Origin of the sequence: Vibrio casei (assembly GCF_002218025.2) — a bacterium.
Classification (GTDB): Bacteria; Pseudomonadota; Gammaproteobacteria; order Enterobacterales; family Vibrionaceae; genus Vibrio; species Vibrio casei.
In genome coordinates, this window is the sequence record NZ_AP018680.1 from 727,297 (window position 1) to 751,230 (window position 23,934).

Sequence of the window (23,934 nt, forward strand, 5' to 3'; positions counted from 1 at the left end):
TACTTGATAAACCACAATAAGACAAAGGTCCTACCAGTAAAATGTTGTGATCTTGCGCTTTGTGCACTTTGTAAGTATTTATGTCTATGTGTGTATTTGATGAATGAGCATTTTGTTCTGGTGTGTATAGTCTATTGTGTTACTTGGGTATATATTTTGATTGTAGTTTATTTTATAACCAGTTTAGGCTGTGCATCTTTACAATTATGTTCTAACCAAAATTGGGGCATATAGTAATCGAGTGGTTGATCTCGATATTGGTTATGGTCAATTCGCATATAGGTTTTATGGCCGATAAATGTAATGGCAGAAATAGCAACTACCATTAATAGCCCATGCAGAACCTTTGAAAGAGATGTGGTAAGTTTCATATTGATTGAACCGAGTGATTCTTCTTTCGGTTGTTGAATAGTCGCCCAAAACAGCGCGACGGAAATCATGGCTAATCCTTGGCTTATCGGTGTATTTAAGACGCTTGAGATGAAGCTATAAGCAAAGCCCGATAGCATGGTAATACCGAGTACTCGTTCATTGTGTGATGATGTGGTGCAAACTCGATAAAAAGCCATTAGTAGTAATGTTAGGTAGCATAAAGCGGTGATGACTCCCCATTCAATCGCAATAGCAAGAATGGAGTTATGTGTGGTATGTGCCACTTCATCATTATTACAAACAAAAGTATCCCCACCATATCCCCAAAAACTGATCATTTGGATGGCATTTTCCCATAAATGCAGGCGGTTTGAATCGCTTAAGCGAATTTCACCTTGTCCTTCAGCCCAAACTCCATGCAAAAAATATTGTGGTAAAGGGGTAAATAAAAGCCATTTTATGGCAAGTCCTATTGCTAAAAATAGTGCTAATTTTTTTAGGATCTCAACTCGATGAGTTGGTGTGAGTATCGCGAAAAGGACAATGCCAGATAGGCTAGCAATAAATGCGCCTCGTGCATCTAAAGCAAACAATAAACAAAAATTTAAAATGACAGGAAGGCAATAAAACCAAGACTTTTGATTGTTTCGACGCAGCCAAGCGACGTGAAATAATGGTAAAATTAGCCAAATTTGAACATGGTTAATATACCTTGGATTCACAAAGCTAAATAGGTATCTCAGGTTAGGGGTGACGTTGTAAATATTGGCAATAAAGTGAAAAAGAAAAACCGACAAGAACAACATAATGGTTAACCAGACATAAAAGCGAGAAATGAAGGCTTGGTGCTCAAGTACTACAGTACGTAATATAAAGGTCATGATAATGAGCATTAACCAGTAGCTAAATACCGCTTGGGATTTGTACCAGTACAGAGCGCTCATATCTGCAATAAAGGCAAAAAAAATGGCGGTTAGTAGTATCCATTGAATGCGTTTAGGTAGCTGAAACCCTGTCTGTATGATATCGCTTCGAAGAGAGCTGCTAACCATTAAAGCACCAGCAGTAATCAATATGTATAAAATAATAAAAAAGCGTTTGTTATCAAAAATGCTGGTCATGTCAGCCGTGGGAATGTACGGAGTGAAACTCAGAAAAACGGAACCACATAAAATAAATACTAAAAGGAAATATGGGTATGAAAGTATTGCGCTTTTTTTCATGCACGATATCCATTAGGTAATTAATTTATTTGGTTATTTTTAGTATAGATAGGTTTTTCTATTTCACCTCACTGCAATCAAAGTAGGGTTGAAAATAACAGACCAACGAAAATGAAAGCCATAACTAAAAACACGATAGGAAGCTTGAGTATTCTTAGTGAGAATAATCCTAAGATGACCCAAATAATATCGAGGGTTTGAGTCACACTTGTCACAAATACAGGTTGATATAGCGTAGCCATTAATAGTCCTACAACTGCGGCATTGATTCCGCAAATAGCGCTCGATAAAATGGGCTTTTTAGCCAATGTTTGCCAGTGATTAAAAAAGACAATGATAAGTAAAAAACCAGGTAAAAAAATAGCGGTTGTTGCAATAATAGCGCCGAATATAGGAGAACTTGGCAATAAAAAATAACCAAGATAAGTCGCTATGGTAAACATTGGACCAGGAACGGCTTGAGCTGCAGCGTAACCGGTTAGAAATTGCTCTGAAGAAATCTGATTATTTAAGCTATTTTGCAATAAAGGTAGAACCACATGTCCACCCCCAAATACTAAACTGCCTGTTTGGAAAAATTTAGAAAACAATTGAATCGTTGTATTAAAGTCTGTGAACCAAGGGAGAATTAAAAATAAAGTGAGGAATAGTCCCCCAGCCGTCCATTGAATGATTGAATAGTTGGCGACGGAATGTGCTTGGTTAGGTTTTGATTGTGGGGGATTTGGGGCTTTTCTTAGCCATAACGAGCCCAAAATAGCAGTAATGATTAAGCACAGAAGTTGGCTAATAACGCTAGGGAATAATAAAGTGGTGCAAGCGGTTAGTATACAAAATGCAGCGGTGATCTTTGTTTGGCAAAAATTACGGTACATACTCAAAGTGGCATCGGCAACGACAACAACGGCCAATAGTTTTAAGCCATGAATAATGCCTTCAAAAATATCATGTTTGAAAAAAATGCGCTGGCACTGGCGGCTATAACCATCAGAATGATGGAAGGCAGCGTGAAGCCTAAGAAAGCACAAATCCCACCTAAAACCCCAGCTCTTTGATACCCAATAGCGAATCCTATTTGACTAGAACCTGGGCCGGGTAAAAATTGACTTAATGCGATGAGCTGGGCGTATTCCTCAGCGGTTACCCATTGGCGTTGCTCAACAAAAGCTTGCCTAAAGTAACCAATATGAGCGGCTGGGCCACCAAAACTGACCCAACCAAGCGAAAAGAAAGCTAAAAAGAGTGTTAACATAATGATTTATTTATCGAATACTTAAGTAATGGAATTATTACAACAAGCATAAGTGACAATCATTTGACAACGCTCTGTTTTATGTCATTAATTTGCAACTACCCACATTCGTGCAACATTTTCGGCGAGATTGGTCATATTGATTTCTGCTTCACTAAAGGCCGTAGGTAAATCTAGAGGGCGAGGAATCGCGGCGAATACGGCATCAACTCCGTAGTCATACACTTCTTGATAATTGTCACCAAGGCAACCCGCCAGCGCGATAACCGGAAGACCGTAGAGTTTTGCCACTTTCGACACACCAACAGGCGTTTTACCGTGAGCACTCTGCCAATCAATTCGACCTTCACCAGTGATCACTAAGTGAGCATTAGATAAATGTTGGTGGATATTGAGCGTTTCTAACACAATATCGATTCCCGGTTTGAGTGTTGCATTTGTAAAGCCTAGAAATGCCGCTCCTAATCCTCCAGCGGCACCAGCGCCTTTACTCTCTTTAACTGATCTCCCCAGTTGTTGTTCGATCAAATCGGCATAATGATTGAGGGCTTGATCGAGTAATTGTGTGTCTTCTGCTGTTGCGCCTTTCTGCTTACCAAAAGTTGCGGTAGCACCGTGTTCACCACACAATGGGTTATCCACATCGCAAGCAATAATGATTTCACAATCTGTTAATCGAGCATCAAGATGGGATACATCAATTTTTTGTATTTTGGTCAGACCTAAACCATTTCCTACTATCTCTTGGTTACTGTCATCGAAAAATCGAACGCCTAGTGCGGTTAGCATTCCCATTCCGCCATCGTTGGTTGCGCTACCGCCTAGTCCTAGGATCAGTTTGGTGATGCCTTGATCTAATGCATGCAGAATTAACTCACCGGTACCAACACTCGACGTTAATTTAGGATCTCTTTCTTCTGGCTTAACATGATGCAATCCACTGGCTGCTGCCATTTCGATGACCGCTGCATGATGGTTATCGCCTCCGAGTCGTCCGTAGAATGCTTCAACAGGAGTATTTAGAGGGCCAGTCACTATTAGTTCAATTAACTCACCTTGTGTTGCATCAATTAATGACTGCACTGTGCCTTCTCCGCCATCGGCAACTGGGATTTGAACGTATTCAGCGTCAGGCCATACTCGGCGAAATCCAGTTTCAATTGCTTGGCAAACTTGCTTTGCTGTGAGGCTTTCTTTAAATGAATCTGGGGCGATAACTATTTTCATACAAAACCTTATTGGATATTTACAGAAAAATGAGACTTAAGATATAAACCAAGGCCATAGCCGTGATCCCTTGAACTAAAGTTGCCATCGTTTGAGCTCGATAAGCTAAACCAACACTCATGCGGCTAAATTGAGACACTACCCAGAAAAAACTGTCGTTAGCATGGGAGACCGTCATCGCGCCAGCACCGATTGCCATTACCGTTAGTACCCGACCCATTTCTGAATCCAATCCAAGTTGTGCTAGTAAAGGAGCAACTAAAGCAGACGTGGTCACTAAGGCAACGGTTGATGAACCTTGAGCGGATTTTAGTGCGGCGGAAACGATGAAGGGCATAAAAATACCGACACCAAGTGCTGATAATGTTGTGCCTAAATAATCACCTAGAGGTGTCGCTTTTAGTACTGCGCCAAAGGCACCACCAGCCCCCGTAATTAATAAGATAGGCGCAGCAGCTATAATACCTTGAGTAATGCGCTGGCTAAACTCTTCAATCTTTTGTTCACTTTTTAATAAACGAGTTGCCAGTAATAAACCAATGACTAACGCGGTTAATGGTTGACCAAGAAAAGCAATGGTAGTTTTGATGACACCTTCGCCAACCGGATGGCTAGGAAAGTTAGCGATAGAAGCGAAACAGATTAATACAATTGGAACGAAAATGGGCGCAAAAGCTTGCGTGGTAGACGGTAGTTTACCGTAAGAGGCTTTTAATTCTTGCCAATCTTGCTGTAATTCTTGTGCGTGCTCTTGGCTGTCAATGCCATCAGGTTCAACTGACTTGAATCGGTTAGCCCATAACATTCCTGCAATTGCCGCAACCGCAGCAACAAAAACACCGACACCAATAACGAGGCCAAGGTTTGATTCAAGCCCTAAATTTCCCGCGGCCGCAATTGGACCTGGGGTGGGGGGCACAAAAGTGTGAGTAGCGTATAAACCGGTTGCAAGAGCGACACTCATAGCAACACTGGAGGTTTTCATTCTTTTCGCGAGGGATTCTTTTAACGAATTTAAAATGACAAAACCAGAATCACAAAAAACAGGGATAGAGACGATATAACCAATAATGGACATGGTTAATGTTGGGTAGCGGTCTCCTAATTTATCAATCACGGAATCAGCCATAGTAATTGCCGCGCCACTTTTTTCGAGAATAACACCAATAATGGTTCCCAATACGATGACTAAGCCGATATAACCTAGAATGCCACCGAATCCGGAAGCGATAGTTTTTGCGATAGATTCGGGTGGAAGCCCATAAGCAAAAGCCGCTAAAAAAGCGGAGAGCAAAAGGGATAAAAAAGGATGTATTTTATATTTGGTTGTTGTGATTACGATAAAAGCAATTACCGCAAGTAGGATGAATATTAGACTCATGGCAGAGTAACTCCGTGTCATTATTATTAGACTCATTAACATTAAGCATTTATTCTTGTGCTTTTATTTGGGGCGTTAAATGAGCATATTATTGGAGTTATTATTATTGTTGAGGTTTGGTTAAATAGCTTTAGTCGTACCACCAAATTTAAATGGTTAAAGAGAATTAAAATTGTTCATTTGAACAAATATTCCGTTATTTCGTGATCTGTGCTGCAATGTACAGCTCAACTAAACCATTAAAAGTATGGGGTGATATCTGGGTAATTTCTTCAATTTTGTTGAGACGATATCGTAATGTATTTCGGTGAATATAGAGATTTTCCGAGCAATGCTTTAGGTTTCCTTGGTGCTCAAATAGTGAATACAGAGTTTTCATTAGTTGGCCAGATTTATCCCGTTGCTTTAATTTTATTATTGATTGGCTGAGCTGTTCACCTTGCCAACTATTGGTTAAAGGCGTTAATAATACCGGTATACGAAAATCTTCAAAAAGGTACTTTTGAGCAAAAGGATCGTGCTTTTTACCTAAGGCGAGAACTTGCTTAGCGCTTTGATAAGAAAGGGGGACTTGGTTTAAATTGGGATAAAATTGGCCAAGTGAAATTTTCACATTATCAATATCATGTTGAGTTAACTGCATTAATAGTTCATCAATACGCTGGCTTTCATGATTATGACTCCATGATTTTGGTTCAGTTTTACAAGGCTTTAAAACCACAATCTCATTCATGGCAACGACTGCTACTAAGTTATTACGCTGCGGAAATTCGAGTAAATCAACGATTTTTCTTATGGTGGTGAGGTAATCGTTTGAGGTGTTCTTTTGTACTTCAATGACCACCGCTACTCTAGGGTCGGTTAGGCTAAGATTTAATCTTTGCGCCCAGTGATTCAGTTCATCTTGTTCTAGCTCGCCATTTACCCAAGAGGATATGAACTCTTCAACATGGCGCTTATCCCACTGCAGTTGTTCAATCAGCAACGATCGTTCAATGATTAATTCTGATGTCATTTTGACCATGGCGGCATAGTTACGAATATCGTCTGGATTACCGGTAATTCCCACTACGCCAATTATCTCTTGGTTGTATTTGAGTAATAAGTTAATACCGGGTTTTACCCCTTTTAAGCCATGGCTGCTTTGTTCGGTAATTTCAACCGTATCACCATGATTGATGGCTAATAGTGCGCCATCGTGAATTTGACCAATACGCAGGGAGTCACCGCTACTAATGATGATGCCGTATTGATCCATGACATTGATATTCGTACCGATGATTTTCATGGTCCGATCAACAATTTGCTGCGCGAGTTTATCATCAAGTAGCATTGTCAAATATCCTTACCGATACGCTGAGGTGAGTCTCTTTAAGGGTAGAGTAACGGGCAGGAAAATGGACGCCATGAATAAAGTATATAATTGTGATTTTGCACAACTTTTATAAGGCGTCGATAAAATGATAATGAGGGAGAGTTTGGCGTTATCCCTCTCTGTCAGACTAGTTGTCGCGCTTAATATTCAACCATTAAACAGAGGGCGTGGAGTAACAATGAAACATTATTCAGCGCAAAGCAAAGAGTCGGCTCTTCAGAAGATGATGCCTCCAAATAATATAGCAATAGCCCAATTATCAATCGAGATGGGGATTGGTGAATCAACCTTGTATAATTGGCGAAAACAAGCAATTGATAAGGGGCATTTAGTGCCAGGTGATGGAAAGAATGCTGAGCAGTGGTCATCAGCAAATAAATTCTCAGTCGTGTTGGAAACAGCCTCTTTAAATCAAGCTGAGTTAGCGGAATATTGCCGAGGCAAAGGTCTTTATGTGGAACAAGTATCGGCTTGGCGAAATGCGTGTATAGATGCAAACGCTAACGTTAAAGAGCAAGAAAAAGCCTTCTCCACCGAAACAAAGAAAGATAAAAAACAGATCAATCAATTAGAAAAGGAGCTACGTCGAAAAGATAAGGCACTCGCTGAAACCGCAGCACTATTGGTGTTAAGAAAAAAAGCAAATGCGATCTGGGGGGAAGCCGAGGACGAATGATCCTCGACTCAGCTCGCATTCAAGCAGTTAAACTAGTTAATGAAGCTGTGAGTTCTGGTGCGCCAAAGTTTAAAGCTTGCCGTGAACTTGGGATCAGTGTCCGGACGTATCAACGTTGGACTGTTGACGGGAACATAAAAACAGATGGTAGACCAATATCTCAGCGCCCTGAGCCAAAAAATAAGCTATCAAAAGCAGAGAGAGATAACATATTAGCCATCGTTAATAGCGATGATTTTAAGAGCTTACCACCAAGCCAAATCGTCCCTACATTAGCAGATGAGGGTATTTATCTTGCTTCTGAATCAACATATTATCGTGTTCTTCATGAAGAAAAACAGCAAAACGCTCGCGGACGTAGTCAGATAAAAGAGAGAAAAGTACCGACGACACACTGTGCTACAGGGCCAAACCAAGTGTGGTGTTGGGATATTACTTGGTTACCAGGCCCCGCTAAAGGGCTGCATTTTTATTTATATTTGATACTCGATATATTTAGTCGAAAGATTGTTGGATGGGAAATTCATGATGACGAATCAGCAGAAAATGCATCAATATTAATTAAGAAAGCTCATTTAAAAGAAGGAGTTAAAGATAATCCTCTGGTACTGCATTCGGATAATGGAAGCCCAATGAAAGGCTCATCAATGCTTGAAACACTTTATAGTTTAGGTGTCGTGTCGTCTTTTAATCGTCCTAGGGTGAGCAATGATAATGCTTATGCTGAGTCGATATTTAAAACGTGTAAATATCGCCCTGACTATCCGTATAAAGGGTTTTCAACAATTGATGAGGCGCGTAGTTGGGTGTTGAAATTTAGCCACTGGTATAATTTTAACCACAAACATAGTGGCATCAAATACGTCAGCCCACATCAAAGGCATTCAGGATTAGCGGGTGACATATTGGCTAATAGAAAAGAAGTTTATCAAGGTGCTAAAGATGCTCACCCTGAGCGCTGGAGCGGTAATATCCGTAATTGGGATTTACCAAAAGAAGTGTACTTAAACCCTGAACAAAATAGTGTCAAGGCTGAGAGTGCATAACGTAGTGATCGCGACAACTAGTTTGACAAACACCGTTATGAAGCCAAATGAAAAGCTTGTTTTAGTCTAAGTAAGTAATCGTCATCTCGACATAAACTCTTACCAGGTTCATCCGAAATTTTAGCGACTGGTTTGCCTTGGCAAGCCGTGAGCTTTAAGACGATGTTTAAACTGGTCACTTCAGGAATATCGCAAGTGAGTTTCGTGCCAATACCAAAGCTGGTTTGTACGCGGTTTACAAAATGACGATAGATTTCGGTGGCTTTTTCAAGCGAAAGTCCATCAGAGAAGACCAATAACTTTTCTTTTGGGTCGATGCTCAAGTGCTGATAATGCGCAATGGCTTTTTCACCCCATGCTATAGGATCGCCACTATCATGACGTAAACCAATAAAAGCGTGCGCTAAGGCGGGCGAGAAGTCTCTTAAAAAAGCGTCCATATTTATGCAATCGGTCAGTGCGATACCGAGTGAATCTGGGTATTCTTGTAGCCAAGTGTGCAGTGCTAACTGTTGTGAGTCGGCGAGTTCACCACTTAATTGTTGATGGGCTTGAAACCATTCATGGGCTTGTGTGCCAACAGGATTTAAGCCTCGGGTAAAGGCCAAGTAGTAGTTTGATGTGCCATTAAAATATGGAAAGTGTTCGACTAATTCATCAACAATTTTTGCTTGTATAGACTTTGAAAAACGGCGACGAGTACCAAAATCAATTAAAGAAAAGCCAGTTAAATCGAGATCTTGTGTTTGATGTTCAAACTGATAAAGCTTTTGATGCAAACGTGACGTAGCGTCTTGTGTCGTAACATTCGGATAACGAGTTCGACCTCGAATTTCACTGATAATTGCTAATAATGGAACTTCCCACAAAATCACATCAAGCCATTTTCCCTCAATGGTAATCGCAAGTTGTTCTCCTTGGTTATCGAGCGTGACTTGCTCTATATTAAACTGAAAAGTTTTAAGGTAATCAATATAGTCAGGCTGGAAAAAAGGGAGCTTAGATAAATAATCAAGTTCATCACTTTGAAAATTTAATTGGCATAAGTAAGAGATTTGATCGTGAATTTCATTAAGATAAGGGCGTAAATCTTCTTGGCTTCGACAGTGAAATTCAGCCACCACATCGACATTGGGATATTGATGAAAAACCGCTTGCTGCATATGCAACTTATAAGCGTCGGTATCCAATAAGGATGTAATGATAGGATGGTGTTTCTCGGGAAGTGAGTCAGTCATAGCCAGTTTTCAAATAACAACGATTCGAGTATCTTACCTGACAAGTGTATCAATGGGAAAGAGACATCCTAATAGAATGTGTTTAGCGATATAAAAATCCCAGAATAGGCTCTGGGATTTTAATTTTTTGATTATTAGCTTCTAATTTGAATCAGTGACTTTATTCATACACTTTAGCCAATATTAATTATTCGAGTGTAGCTCACTGTTTAATTCAACCGCAGATTTATTGGTTAAACATTCAATCTTGCCTGTTATTGAATTACGGCGGAATAGTAGATCCGGTTTACCTGATAAATCGCGAGCTTTAACGATTTCGACTTCATTGCCAGATGCATCAAGCATGGTGACTTTAGTACCTGCGGTAATGTATAAGCCAGATTCAATTGTGCAACGATCGCCTAGTGGGAAACCTAATCCAGCATTTGCCCCAAGTAGACTGTTTTCGCCAATCTTGATTACAACTTTACCACCACCAGAAAGCGTACCCATAATTGATGCGCCACCGCCAATATCAGAACCTTCACCCACCATAACACCAGCAGAAATGCGTCCTTCTACCATGCTGATACCGGTTGTGCCTGCATTGAAGTTAATGAAACCTTCATGCATAACGGTTGTACCTTCGCCCACATGTGCGCCAAGACGAACACGAGATGTATCAGCAATACGAACGCCAGTTGGAACAATGTAATCGACCATTTTCGGGAATTTATCCACACAATCGACAGTGATCACTTCGCCTTTTAAGCGAGCTTCTATCTGACGAGAAGCTAATTCAGGTAGATCAATAGGGCCTTGATTAGTCCATGCAATATTGTGTAGTAGGCCAAAAATACCATCAAGGACAATGCCGTGTGGTTTCGCTAAACGGTGAGAAATTAATTGCAGTTTTAAGAAGCCTTCAGCAACCGATGTTGGTTGTTCATCCGTCGCAAGGATAACAAGTACGAATGGTTGCGATGATTGAACGGCTTTTTCAGCAAAGTCCGCATTTGCAACATCGGCATTCGCGGCAAAAGCGGTTGAAAGCTCGCCAGCAACTTCAGGGCTGATTTCAATGACTTGATTACCTTTAGAATATCCCGATACTTGAGCAACAGCTGCGACTAAAGCATCTGATGGGTTAATAATTGGATTAGGGAAGAATGCTTCGATGATTTTTCCATCGCGGTTTTTCGTTGCGGTGCCAAAGGCAAGGGCGAAATTAGCCATTTAAAGGTCTCTCCATGTAAAAATATCGGGCAAAGATCATTTATTTTGCCCATTGAATGTCAAACTGTTACCCCAATCATAATGATTGCATGCCTGAGTGGAAAGGCTTGAATCGAAAATAATCAATATTGATGTCCATTTTCATTCTACGGGACGGAGATTATTCATTCTTTGGGGATGAGACGATGCCCATCGGTAAAAAAGATTGACCGAGTTCTTGTTGAAAAATCTTGGCTATTGCCAGATAAAATGCGCTTCCGCCACATATGATCCCCGTGAGGCTCGCTAATATATTGATACTGGCCAATGGAAGGAATTGATGGAGGGTGAGCAAGAAATACAACAAGGCTAGCGTGCAAAAAATAAAAAAATCCATCAAACTTATTCGGCGGGCGATGATGGACATCATGCTAGTAAACACTGCCCATAAAAGGAAATAAAACCCGATTAATGCTGCGGGGGGAGTCAGCGCTATATCTAGCAATGGAAACAATAAAATACCGACATAAGATAACCAATAAAGGCCGTAGGCGCTGAAGGTGATCCCCGCGAAATTATTCCCTTGTTTATATTCGACCAAACCCACAAATAATTGTGTTCCGCTACCAAAGATGAGCGCCATAGAAAGCACTAATGCATTTAATGGGAATAGCCCTAAGCCATGTAAGTTCACTAGGATGCTGGTGATACTAAAAGCAAATAGTCCTAATGGTATGTAATTAATCGAAAGAGTTTTCATTTAATGGGTTGAGTGATGATTAAACGTTAACAATAGTAATAGCATTAAAATCAACACGCGTAAATAATTGTTCTCAATATTGTATACAATTTAGAGTTAAGGTAAAAACTAACCAGATTAGCAAAAGGCTAGCTTTATATGTTATTTGAGATAATAAAGGTTATAGAAATGCTTTATAAGCTTGATCGATACCTTCGATAAGCATTTGCATGCCGATAACAGCTAAGATCAACCCCATCATTCGCGTGACAACATCAAGAGCGCTCGGGCCAATGGCTTTGACGAAACGCTCGCCAAAAACAAATAAGAAATAGGTCAATATACATAATAAGCCAAAAGATACGATGGTGATGATGAGCTGGCTAAAACCGCCAGAAGCAGCAAAGTTCATTGCGGTCGCAATGGTACCCGGGCCGGCTAAAATTGGGGTGGCTAGCGGGGATATCGCTAAGCCTAGAGCTGCTTTCTTTTGTGCTTTTATATCAATCTCACTGGACTCCGGTTGATCGGCTGGGGATTTCCCTTGCAACATGTGGAAGCCAATCAAAAATACTAAAATCCCACCACTTGAGCCTAAAAACAGCAAAGGCAATAACAACGTTTGCTGTTATTGCCTTGGAATTGGGTACTTTTAAAAAGTGTTCGTATTATGCCGCTTGCTCTGGCGTCTCTGAATCTGATTCTTCAGGGGTAACTTTGTTGCTTTTCTTTGGGGCAGGTTTGCGTTTTGCCCCTAGTGCATAAAGTACTTCTTCTTTGTTTTGTGCAAGGTAAAGTGATAATTCTTCTTTCTTATCATCTTCTTCAATGAGCTTGCTATTTTCTAGCAAAGTGAAAAGCTCATCTGCCATATCCAACATCTTGTCATAAGCGTCAGCTTCAGCTTTGGAAGTGAAAGTCATCTTTTCTTCTCCGTTGCGTTCCACCACGTACTTGACGATTACAGCCATGGTTATCCTCGTATGCAATTTGAATGTATTTAACTGGTTTTTTATACAGTTATTTTCTAGTGTTGTCCAGTGAATATCCTTTAGATTGTTGGTGACTTCTATCTTTTTAGTGAATTGCTCATTTCCCAGTCGATGCAAAATTGCATAAAGCTTTTTAATAAAGGGCTTTGATATTTTTCTTTGTGCACTAGCAACCAGAAGCGACGAGACATATTCAAGGGAAGCGATACTTCCACCACTCGTTGATCATTAATCGCTGATTGAGCGGCCAATTGAGATAAACAGGCCAGCCCTAGATTGGCGGCAGTGGCATTTAAAATGGCTTCGGTCGTGTTGAGCTGAAAAGATTCATTCCAAATTTCAATTCTTGGAGCAATGGTGCGGAGAAAGAATTCTCTTGAACCGGATCCTGCTTCTCTTAATAACCATTGGCTATTTTCTAGATCGGTCATATGAATGTTTGTTTTACTGGCTAAAGGATGATCGAATGAACACACCACGCACATTGCATCTTGATTCCATGGTTTCATGATTAATTGGTCAGACTGTATTTTACCTTCGATTAAACCGATATCTAACTCGTAATCCGTTAGTTTTTGACAGATCAACGTTGTGTTTGAAATAAATAAGTTTTGATCGAGATGTTGAGATTGTTCTCTGAAATCTCTTAATAAATAGGGGGCGACTTGATTCCCTATTGTGTCACTAGCACCAATTTTTAGCTGGCCATGCAGCTGATTTTCGGCTTGGAACATGTGATTGATATCTTCACTTCGGTGCAGTAATTCATCGGCAATAGGCAGTAATCGCTTGCCTTCTTGGTTTAGGATTAAGCGATTATTAACTCGATCAAAAAGCGCATGTCCTAATTGTCTCTCCAATTCTCCTAACGATAAACTCACCGCCGCTTTAGTTAAGAACAGCTTTTCAGCGGAAGCGGTTAATGTTTTATGTTGGGTAATGGTTGTGAATACTTTGAGTTGTTTTAGAGTGATATTCATAAGCCAGACCGAAAAGTGACGAGTTGAGTTACCTTACACCGAATGTTGAGTGAGGTTAAATAAAAAGAATCTTATTATATAAGCTTAGCAACGGGTTATATTTAAAATATGTGGTAATCTTTTTGTTCTCATGAAAGTGAAATTAAGGTGCATTGTGTTTACCGTTTATCATTCCAATCAAGTTGATGTTTTAAAATCTTTATTGGTCGAGCTGATTCGACTAAACCCGCTTGAAAATCCTTTTGAAGCCGAACAAATCCTAGTGCAAAGCCCAGGTATGTCACAGTGGTTGAAAATGGAGTTGGCGAATGAGTTTGGTGTGGCGGCAAACCTTGAATTTCCACTTCCTGCGACTTTTATTTGGAATTTGTTTACCGACATTCTTACGGATGTCCCCAAGCGCAGTGCCTTTAATAAAGAAGCGATGACATGGAAGCTCATGCAATTGCTGCCTCAACAGTTAGACACACCGGAATTTTCGCCTTTAAAGCAATATTTAGAGCAAGACGATGATCAGTCTAAACGCTATCAATTGGCCGAAAAAATTGCGGATATTTTTGATGGTTATTTGGTGTATCGGCCAGAGTGGATTGCCACTTGGGAAGCCGGCGAAACCGTTGCGGAGCTAAATGGTGAGCACCCTTGGCAGCCCATGTTATGGCAAGCTCTTTATGATCAAACGGTGGCTTTAGGGCAATCTCCTTATCATCGTGCTAATTTGTATGAACATTTTATTGATACTCTTGACAGTTTTGTGGGGGATTTAAATCAATCGTCTCAGTTACCAAAGCGTTTGTTTGTCTTTGGTATTACCGCGCTTCCTCCTCGTTATCTGGATGCTTTGCATGCATTGGGCGCTCATATTGATGTGCATCTTATGTTTACCAATCCGTGTCGTTATTATTGGGGCGAGGTACGCGATCGGAAATATCTTGCGAAACTGGCGGCGAAAACACGCCAACAACTACGTTGGAAAGGCGACCATTCTGAACGCGCTGGCGAAACTATTTTGCTTAAAGGAACCATTGAGCAAAATGAAGTGCCAGAATACCAGCAACTTCATACCCAAGATGCCGTTGGAAATAGCTTACTGGCTTCGATGGGGAAATTGGGGCGTGATAACCTGTATTTATTATCGCAACTTGAAGCCAATGAAATTGATGTCTTTGTCGATGTAGATGACCACCATTTATTGAAACAGATTCAAGCGGATATTTTGGAGTTACGTGAGCACCAAGATGACCAACGCTCACTCACGACAAGCGAATATAAGCCAGCTATCGAAAAGGATGATGTTTCTCTTCAGCTGCATGTTTGCCACAGCCCGATGCGAGAAGTCGAAGTGTTGCATGATCGTCTATTAGCCATGTTTGATGCCGATCCAACCTTGAAGCCTCGCGATATTATTGTAATGGTCGCAGACATCAACGCCTATAGTCATGCCATTCAAGCCGTCTTTGGTAACGCGCCCGGTGAGCGATTTATTCCATTTTCTATTTCCGATCGCAGTGTTGATCAAGAAAACCCTATCCTACAAGCTTTCATGCGTTTACTTTCTTTGCCTCGGCGCCGGTGTCAAGCTTCCGAGATATTAGAATTATTAGAAGTTCCTGCTGTCATGGCGCGTTTTGGTATTGATGAGCAAGAGTTCGATCGCGTTTCGTTATGGGTTCAACAAGTTGGCATACGCTGGGGATTGGATGAACACACGGCTTTAGATTTATCATTGCCACGGCAACAACAGAATACTTGGTTGTTTGGTATTGAACGGATGTTACTTGGCTATGCGATGCCAGAAGAGGCCGGCCTATTTGAATGTGGTGATGGCGTGATCGCAGCATTTGATGAAGTTCAAGGTATGGATGCCGATCTTGCCGGTAAGTTAGCGAGTTTTGTAAGGACTTTACAGCTATATCGTGACCGTTTGTCTGATAGTCACACTTTTGCTACTTGGCAGCAGTTCTTACTCGGTGTATTGGATGACTGTTTTTCAGTTGAATTAGAAGGGGAAGTCGTTCTAAGTTCGATTCGTCATTGTTTGCAGCAGTTGAGTGAGCAATTGCAGGATGCGGCTATCAGTGCTGATGAACTGTTTTCTCCTAAAGTGGTTGAGCAATATTTACAAAATCATTTGTCGAATGCACGTGTTAGCCAACGTTTTCTTGCGGGACAAGTGAATTTTTGTACCTTGATGCCGATGCGTTCCATTCCCTTTAATGTCGTCTGTTTATTGGGTATGAATGATGGTTTATATCCAAGGACGGTTGCCCCTGAAGGCTTTGATTTAATGAATGGCCGAACAAGAGCCGGGGATCGCTCTAGGCGAGATGATGACCGCTATTTGTTTCTTGAAGCCTTATTATCGGCTCAGCAGTACTTGTACATTAGTTATGTAGGGCGATCTATTCAAGATAATAGCGAGCAAGAGCCATCGGTATTAGTGTCTGAGTTGCTAGAATATTGCCAACAAAATTACGCATTAATCGGCTATGAAAGCAAGCCAAGTGATCAATCTGGTCTTGCGCTCGTTAACACTTTTACTCATAAACATCCATTAGTGCCATTTAGCCGCCGTGCTTTTGATGGCACAGATCAGGCTATTTCTAGTTACGCCAAGGAATGGTTACCTGCGGCTAAACAATCTGAAATGGATATGACTGCCAATGATTTGCAAACCAGTCTTCTTCAGACTTTTCTTTATCAACCATTAGACTCCTATTTGGCTCAAGTTGAAGTAGACAGCCAAGGGCGATATTTGCTTGAGTTACAAGAGTTACAACGTTTTTGGCGTTTGCCCGTCAAGTATTTCTTTAATCAACGCTTAAAAACCTATTTCGATAATCGTCAATTAATGTCTCACCAACTGGATGATGAACCGTTTTTAGTGGCGGGTTTAGATAAATATCAATTTGGTGAGCAATTATTATCACATTGGTTGAGTGCGTCTGAAAAACCGAGTTTGCATGATTTTGATCGCGTTGCGAAGCATTTCCTTCGTCAACAACAGGCTGAAGGTCAGTTGCCTATCGCCAGCTTTGGTGATTTAGCCGCCGAGACCTTATTAAGCAGCGTTAAGCCACTCGCGGAAGCTTTACTGCCTTGGCTTGATGAAAAGAAGCCTGATTTGGAAATAAGCTTAGATTTTGAGCTGAATGTGAATGGTCAAACGCAGAAACATCGGTTGTCTGGTTGGTTAAGTGGCCATTATCAGCATGGGTTAGTCCGTTATCGTAATGGTGGAGTTCATAGTGTTAATTTATTGAATAATTGGATAGAACACTTATGTTTTAGTGCGATGGGACACAGTCAGCCAACTCAACTTTTTGGTACTCATAAAGGTGAATGGCAACATATTGAACTACAAGCAATGGATGCCCAGCAAGCCAAGCAGAATTTAGAAACGTTATTAGCACTTTATTACCAAGGGATGGACGCCCCTTTATGGTTTGCGCCAAAAACCGCTTTTTCGGGGATCGAAAGTGGTTATTCAAAAGATGAACGTTGGCTAGGTTTTATTGAGGAAGAACAAAAAAATATTGCTTTGGCTGCCATGTCTAAAATGTTCCATGACAGTATTGGCCGCCTTGGTAACACTATGCCTGGAGAAGGTAGCGACACCTATATTCAACGCGTTTGGAAAGAATGGAATGAACCGGCAGGCATTGAATTATTGTATTTAGCGGAACAAGTATTGAAGCCATTACTTGATAATCGTCAAGATGCTAAGGCATTGAAAAATTAATAAATAATAGATGGGTAGAAAAGAAGAAAGCCGCCAGCAAATCGTTATTGTGTAGGGTGTTCGCTGGGCGGCCTAGGGTCGATGTGACCTATTGTAATTAAAAATATTGTTCTTTAATTACTAATTGTTATTGGATTAACCGTTTTTATTTTAATGTTGGTTTGCACTCACAGACTGAATCTGATGTTTCACGAGATTCACCTTTATGATGCGCCAAAGATGGTAAAGCTAAGTTAAGCAAAAAAACGTGAGTCAATTCTCACATTATGTTTCAAGTTGTGACTAAGAAAAATATTGGTCAGAAAGTGAGAGTTTACTCACTAAAAATAAGTATAAATAACCTTTAAACAGGATGAATATCGATGGCGCAACCACTTAACAGTATGACTTTTCCTTTGTATGGGGCTAGATTGATTGAAGCCTCGGCAGGTACAGGGAAAACTTTCACCATTGCGGCGTTGTATTTACGTTTATTGCTTGGTCATGGACAGAATGGTTCGGCTTATTCATCCCCCTTAACCGTTGATCAGATTTTAGTGGTGACGTTTACCGAAGCGGCAACGGCTGAATTGCGTGGTCGTATTCGTCGTCGTATTCATGAGGCAAGAATTGCCTTTGCTCGAGGCGAAACCGATGATCCTGTTTTAAAACCTTTGTTAGATCAATGTGCTCAACGTGATCTTGCGGTAGAGGCATTGCTGCAAGCAGAACGCCAAATGGATGAAGCGGCTATATTTACTATCCACGGTTTTTGTCAACGTATGCTCACTCAAAATGCGTTTGAGTCAGGGAGCCGCTTTCAAAACGAATTCATTACCGATGAAAGCCAAATTAAGTTGCAAGTCGTGAGTGACTATTGGCGACGCCACTTTTACCCATTACCTAAAAGCTTAGCGGCTCAAATTCAAACCTTATGGAGCAGCCCACACAGTTTACTTTCTGAAATAGGTCGCTATTTATCCGGGCCAGAATTGTCGTTTCCTTCCATTAAACTGGATGTGGATTTGATTGAACTTCAAAAACAACATTTAGCGCGTATTGATAAAGTGAAATCATTATGGAATCAAAGCTGTAATGAGATGTTCAGCTTAATTGATGGTTCTGGCATTAAACGTAATCCATACAATAAAACACGTCTTCCGGCTTGGTTGGATGAGGTGCATCAATGGGCGAAAACTACAGCAGATGATGGTCAAATATCGGATAAATTAATTCGTTTTGCACAAAGCACTTTAAATACCGCGACGGATACTAAAAAAGGCGATGTTGCTCAGCACCTAGCATTTAGTGCTATTGATGAATTGCTGGATAACCAACCCGATTTTGAATTGATTTTTAAATACCAAGCGATCCGTGGTTGTCGTCAATTGCTTGCACAAGCCAAACAACAACAAGGGCAGCTTTCGTTTGATGACTTATTAAGTCAGTTAGACGGCGCAATTCAAAATGATCAACAGAGCTTATTGACCGAGCGTATTCGTCAGCTTTATCCCGTGGCCATGATCGATGAGTTTCAAGATACCGACCCTCAGCAATACCACATTTTTCGCCATATTTATCTTGATCATCCGGATAATGGCTGGTTTATGATTGGTGACCCTAAACAAGCTATTTATGGCTTTCGTGGCGCGGATATTTTTACCTATATTCAAGCGCGTAATGAAGTAAAAGAACATTACACACTTGGTACCAATTGGCGATCGAGTGAAGCGATGATTGAAAGTGTTAATCAAATTTTCACCTTCGCAGAACGCCCGTTTCTCTACGATGACGATATTCCTTTTTTACCAGTTAACGCCAGCGTTCAGGCTGAAAATATGCACTGGCTCTTGGATGGGAAACCTCAACAAGCGGTGCAATTCTGGTTGCATGAAGCGCAAGATAATTTACCGGTTTCTGCTGGCGAGTATAACCAAGTGATGGCGACCTATACTGCGCATAAAATCCATCATATTCTGTCTTCTTCCCAGCAAGGTAAGGCGTCTTTTATTGATAAAAAAGGTAAAGAAAAAGTTATTCAAGCCAGTGATATTGCCGTATTGGTTCGAACGGGTAAAGAAGGTAAGCAGATCAAACAAGCGTTAGCCGAACAAGGGATTGCCAGTGTGTATCTTTCTAATCGTGATAGCGTATTTGGCAGTGAAGTGACTCATGACGTACTTCGTTTATTGAGCGCGGCGGCTAATCCGAGCGATGAAGGCGCATTGCGGGCGATTCTTGCTAGTGATTTATTTGCGCTTAATGCGCAACAGCTCGACCGTTTTAACGTGGATGAAAATGCGTGGGAAAACGTAGTTAACGAATTTGAACAGTACCGATTACTGTGGTTAGAGCGGGGCGTTCTTCCAATGATCCGTGCGGTGATTAGTCAGCGTCATATTGCCGAGCGTTGGCTGGTGGAAATCAATGGTGAACGTAAGCTAACCGATTTGTTGCACTTGTCAGAATTGGTTCAGCAAGCGAGTTTATCTTTGGATGGTGAAAATGCGTTGATTCGTTGGCTAAGTGAAAATGTTGAGCAGCCTAATGGTGAAATTGGTGAGCAAACACAACGTTTGGAATCTGAGCGTAATTTAGTGCAAATCATCACCATCCATAAATCTAAAGGCTTAGAGTATGATCTGGTTTTCTTGCCTTTTGCCAGTAACTTTAAAGCGGCCAAAGTGGCGAAATATTATCAAGCGGATAAGCAACGCACCGTGTTGGATTTATCGAAACCAGATGAAGGGTTGTCTTTGGCTGAAAAAGAACGTCTAGCAGAAGATCTTCGTTTGCTGTATGTCGCGCTCACTCGCGCCGTTTATGGTTGTTTTATTGGTTTGGCACCTTTGAAAAAAGGCAACGTAAAGAAAGATGAATCGACCGCGCATTTAAGTGCGTTGGGCTGCTTATTACAGCGTCACCAAGCTATGCCTGCGGCGGGATTAAAGGAAAGTTGTACTTCGCTTGTGACGGCATCATCGAATATGCGACTGGCTGAAGCGCCTTATATCCCAACGCAACGTTATGTGCCGGTAGTTGAACAACAGCCAAACTTGAAAGCCTTGGCGTTAAAAGCGCACATTGACCGTTCATGGCGCATGACCAGTTATTCGAGTTTAGTGAAGCAATCTCACCATTCAGATCATCGCCATGATGAATTTGATGTGGCCATGGATGTTGAAACCAATATCGACAGCGATGCCCAAGAGGATAACCAATCCGCTGCTTTCTCTTTCTTACCAGAATCTTCATTGGATATGGAAGAACCATTGGAGCAAGAGAAGACAAACCCTTGGAGCATGTTTGAATTTCCAAGAGGGGCGAGACCGGGTACTTTTCTGCATACCATTTTTGAGGAGGTCGAGTTTACTCAAGCTGCGACAAGCCCTGAAAATACCGACATTATTATTCGCTTAATGCAGCAAGAACAATACGATTTACAATGGTTACCTGCGATTCAAACTATGGTGGATTGTGTACTCAATACACCATTAGATGGTGCTTCTCTTCGCCTTGCATCTAAAGGGCCAAAGCAACGTTTAGTTGAAATGGAGTTTTTATTACCCGTGAAGTCCTTGCTCGCCAGTACACTGAATCGCATTATTAAAACACATGATGAATTATCGAGCTCCGCGGGCGATTTAGGTTTTTACCCGGTTCAAGGCATGTTGAAAGGCTTCATTGATTTAGTGTTTGAGCATCAAGGTAAATATTATGTTCTGGATTGGAAATCGAACCATTTAGGCTCACAGGTGGAAGATTATCATTTGGATAATATTAAACAGGCTATGGTGGAACATCGCTATGATTTTCAGTATCAAATTTACGCGTTAGCATTGCACCGATTTTTGAAAAGCCGGGTTGCACATTACGATTATGACAAACATTTTGGCGGTGTTTATTATCTTTTCCTACGAGGTTTTTCTGTTAGTGACGAGCTTGATGAACAATCCGATGAGGTAAAAGGGCAACTTTTCCCTCAATATGGCGTGTTTTCAGCGAAACCAAGTCAGCAATTTTTACAAGAACTCGACCATTTAATTGACGGGGAACGTGTGTAATGCCAGTGATAGAACCTTCTGATTTGACTGAGTGTTCAGCCGTTTTGAGAGAAGACAGTTCGCTTAATACGATGCCGACGTTATTTCGTTTATTAAACGATTTGCAATCGGTCGGGGGCTTACGCGCGATTGATGTACAATTTGGTCTTTTTATTTACCAAAAGCAGCGTCTTGACTCAAGTGCACCTATTCTTGAACCGCAAGATAATGCCAATACCAAACCAGATGAGAAAATTGCGATTCAAATAGGCGTATTGGCGTGTTTACTCAGTCATGAATTTGGGCGTGGTCATATCTGTATTCACTTGAAAACGTTTGATATCGTTGAGGCATTATCGCTGAATTTTTGGTTTCATTTGCACCCAGAATTGAGGCAAAAATACGCTTGCGCTTTAGTTGAATGGCAACATTGGGATTGGCGTGATGTTTGCCAACAGGCGTTTATTTGTCAGAAAACGACGATTCATGCACAAGCCTTCGCAGGTGAGCAAGATCAAAAGGTTGATGAAGGCAGCCAATTGCGTGCATTTCCTTTGGTATTTGAGCAATCCGCCGATGGTGGTCGAGTGTACCTAGCGCGTTATTGGCACTATGAAAGGCAAGTCGCTAGCGGTTTTTTACAGCGGTCTCAATCTTTGGTGTTTTCGTCTACGCAAAAAAAAGTAATGAAAAGTACTCTAGATCGCTTATTTAGCCGTGATTACACCTACCTCTGGCAAGCATTAAAGCAAGCCGACATTAGTGATGCGGTGACACGACAACGTGCGGTATGTGAATACTTGGATGTTGAGAAACCGGATGATCTAGATTTTCAAGAAATTGAGTCGGTACTTGTTCATGCCAAGACCGTCGATGACTTGGATAGGCTCGATAAGCTTGTGCCTGAATCGGTATGTTTAAATTGGCAAAAAGTGGCGGCGGCTGTTGCTCTGACTCGACAGTTTTCGGTAATTTCCGGTGGCCCAGGAACGGGTAAAACGACAACGGTTGCAAAATTATTGGCGGCATTAATGAGTCAATCACAAGCCAGTGAGAATTTCCCTATCATTAAGCTTGTGGCACCAACGGGCAAAGCAGCGGCGCGACTCACTGAATCGATTGGATTGGCGGTAGCTCAACTGCCCGTTGACGATACTATGAAAGCGATGATACCTACGCAGTCCAGCACCATTCATCGTTTATTGGGCGCAAGGCCAAATACGGTTCAATTTAAACATAACAAAGCCAACCCATTGCATGTTGATATTTTGGTGGTTGATGAAGCATCTATGGTCGACTTGCCTATGATGCACCGATTACTTGAAGCGTTACCAAGCCATGCCAGGCTTATCTTGCTAGGGGATAAAGATCAATTGGCTTCGGTCGAGGCGGGAGCAATTTTAGGGGATATTTGCTTGTTTAGTGAAGTAGGTTATCAGCCCGATTACGCCAAACAATTAGGTGAGTTAACCGGGTTTCAATATTTACCTAAAGCTGCGAATGGTCATGATATTGCGGATAGTTTGTGCATGCTTAGAAAAAGCTATCGGTTCCATGCTCGCTCAGGTATTGGGCAGTTAGCTAAAGCCATTAATGCGGGTAATGCAAAACAAGTTGAATCGATATGGCGACAAGGCTTTCTGGATATTTCTTTTCATCCACTGCCAACTTTGTCTTATTCAGGCGCATTCGATATTTCCCCAACTGAAGCATGGAAAGTGGCTCAAACGGAACTTCTTGATTTAATGGTAGAAGGTTATCGACCGTATTGTGAGTCAATTGATAGTGCTGAATCCATCGCTCCTGTTCAAGGTGACTTATTTGCAGATGTGAATCATAAAGTAATGGAAAAAGCCTCGATGGAATTGAAGGCTAAGTCGGTATTGAAAGCCTTTAGTCATGCTCGTCTTTTGTGCGCGGTTCGTGAGGGGGAATACGGCGTACAAGGCATGAATCAAATGATTGAGCAGGCGTTAACCAAGAGTGGCTTTATCCATCCAGTGGCTGATGAACCTTGGTATGTGGGTAAACCCATTATGGTGAATAAAAATGATTCAACCTTAGGATTGCATAATGGGGATATTGGCATTTGTTTGCTGGATAAAAGTGAACAAGAACCAAGGCTTCGCGTTTATTTTGAAATGCCAGATGGGCGGATTAAAGGTGTGTTGCCAAGCCGTGTTCCTCAGCATGATGTTGCCTTTGCGATGACGATTCATAAATCACAAGGCAGTGAGTTTGAGCATACCGTGTTGTTATTGCCAGAGAAAATGAATCAAATTTTAACTAGGGAATTAATTTATACCGGTGTCACTCGCGCTAAATCTCGATTGAATTTATTTGCAAACCCACATGTTTTGGCGCAAGGTGTTTCGATAAAAACCCTACGAACTAGCGGGTTAAGTGAACGGTTAAGTTGTTCTTAATCGCCGTGTTAATAATGATACGCTCTGGAAGTTGGCGTAATAGTGGAGA

13 protein-coding genes and 2 pseudogenes are annotated in these 23,934 nt (G+C 41.3%); 4 read left to right on the plus strand and 11 right to left on the minus strand.

Annotated features, from left to right (window positions below; all coding sequences use genetic code 11):
- Window positions 1–167: 167 nt before the first annotated feature.
- The 5 genes and pseudogenes from VCASEI_RS03525 to VCASEI_RS03545 all read right to left on the minus strand — a co-directional run bounded on the left by VCASEI_RS03525 (window position 168) and on the right by VCASEI_RS03545 (window position 6,788).
- Window positions 168–1,595, minus strand: coding sequence for an O-antigen ligase family protein (locus VCASEI_RS03525; protein ID WP_110957769.1), 1,428 nt, complete (start codon window positions 1,593–1,595; stop codon window positions 168–170).
- A gap of 77 nt (window positions 1,596–1,672) precedes the next feature.
- Window positions 1,673–2,847, minus strand: a pseudogene (chrA, locus tag VCASEI_RS03530) (chromate efflux transporter).
- An 87-nt stretch (window positions 2,848–2,934) separates the two neighbouring features.
- Complete coding sequence (locus tag VCASEI_RS03535; RefSeq protein ID WP_110957770.1) at window positions 2,935–4,074, minus strand: glycerate kinase; 1,140 nt, start codon at window positions 4,072–4,074, stop codon at window positions 2,935–2,937.
- Between the two features lie 19 nt (window positions 4,075–4,093).
- Window positions 4,094–5,455, minus strand: coding sequence for a GntP family permease (locus tag VCASEI_RS03540; protein ID WP_110957771.1), 1,362 nt, complete (start codon window positions 5,453–5,455; stop codon window positions 4,094–4,096).
- A 196-nt stretch (window positions 5,456–5,651) separates the two neighbouring features.
- A complete protein-coding gene (locus VCASEI_RS03545) occupies window positions 5,652–6,788 on the minus strand; it encodes a sugar diacid recognition domain-containing protein (protein WP_110957772.1) in 1,137 nt (378 codons plus the stop codon).
- 220 nt (window positions 6,789–7,008) lie between these two features.
- Between VCASEI_RS03545 and VCASEI_RS03550 the strand changes: the two genes are divergently transcribed.
- A protein-coding gene (locus tag VCASEI_RS03550; RefSeq protein ID WP_110957763.1) for an IS3 family transposase occupies window positions 7,009–8,552 on the plus strand; the annotation gives its coding sequence in 2 pieces (ribosomal slippage) (window positions 7,009–7,474 and window positions 7,474–8,552; 1,545 coding nt in all).
- Between the two features lie 35 nt (window positions 8,553–8,587).
- Here the strand turns inward: VCASEI_RS03550 and pncB are convergent.
- From pncB to VCASEI_RS03580, 6 genes and pseudogenes are all read right to left on the minus strand, one after another.
- Window positions 8,588–9,790 carry a nicotinate phosphoribosyltransferase gene (gene pncB / locus VCASEI_RS03555; protein ID WP_089110795.1) on the minus strand — a complete coding sequence of 401 codons (1,203 nt, stop codon included), beginning with the start codon at window positions 9,788–9,790 and terminating at the stop codon, window positions 8,588–8,590.
- 183 nt (window positions 9,791–9,973) lie between these two features.
- Complete coding sequence (gene dapD / locus VCASEI_RS03560; RefSeq protein WP_086961489.1) at window positions 9,974–11,005, minus strand: 2,3,4,5-tetrahydropyridine-2,6-dicarboxylate N-succinyltransferase; 1,032 nt, start codon at window positions 11,003–11,005, stop codon at window positions 9,974–9,976.
- A 160-nt stretch (window positions 11,006–11,165) separates the two neighbouring features.
- Window positions 11,166–11,744, minus strand: coding sequence for an acetate uptake transporter (locus tag VCASEI_RS03565; protein ID WP_089110796.1), 579 nt, complete (start codon window positions 11,742–11,744; stop codon window positions 11,166–11,168).
- A 160-nt stretch (window positions 11,745–11,904) separates the two neighbouring features.
- Window positions 11,905–12,336 (minus strand): annotated as a pseudogene (locus VCASEI_RS03570) (MarC family protein); the annotation flags it as partial.
- A 55-nt stretch (window positions 12,337–12,391) separates the two neighbouring features.
- Entirely contained in the window at window positions 12,392–12,694 is a 303-nt protein-coding gene (locus tag VCASEI_RS03575; RefSeq protein WP_089110797.1) for a YebG family protein, read from the minus strand.
- Window positions 12,695–12,792: 98 nt separating this feature from the next.
- Entirely contained in the window at window positions 12,793–13,695 is a 903-nt protein-coding gene (locus tag VCASEI_RS03580) for a LysR substrate-binding domain-containing protein (RefSeq protein WP_089110798.1), read from the minus strand.
- Between the two features lie 154 nt (window positions 13,696–13,849).
- Here VCASEI_RS03580 and recC point away from each other — a divergent pair, with 154 nt between their 5' ends.
- From recC to recD, 3 genes are all read left to right on the plus strand, one after another.
- Window positions 13,850–17,437: an exodeoxyribonuclease V subunit gamma gene (gene recC / locus VCASEI_RS03585; protein ID WP_089110799.1), complete on the plus strand. Its 3,588-nt coding sequence runs from the start codon at window positions 13,850–13,852 to the stop codon at window positions 17,435–17,437.
- Window positions 17,438–17,799: 362 nt separating this feature from the next.
- Complete coding sequence (gene recB, locus VCASEI_RS03590) at window positions 17,800–21,480, plus strand: exodeoxyribonuclease V subunit beta (RefSeq protein ID WP_089110800.1); 3,681 nt, start codon at window positions 17,800–17,802, stop codon at window positions 21,478–21,480.
- A gap of 71 nt (window positions 21,481–21,551) precedes the next feature.
- On the plus strand, window positions 21,552–23,885 hold the full coding sequence (gene recD / locus VCASEI_RS03595; RefSeq protein ID WP_086961708.1) for an exodeoxyribonuclease V subunit alpha: 2,334 nt from the start codon (window positions 21,552–21,554) through the stop codon (window positions 23,883–23,885).
- Window positions 23,886–23,934 lie beyond the last annotated feature (49 nt).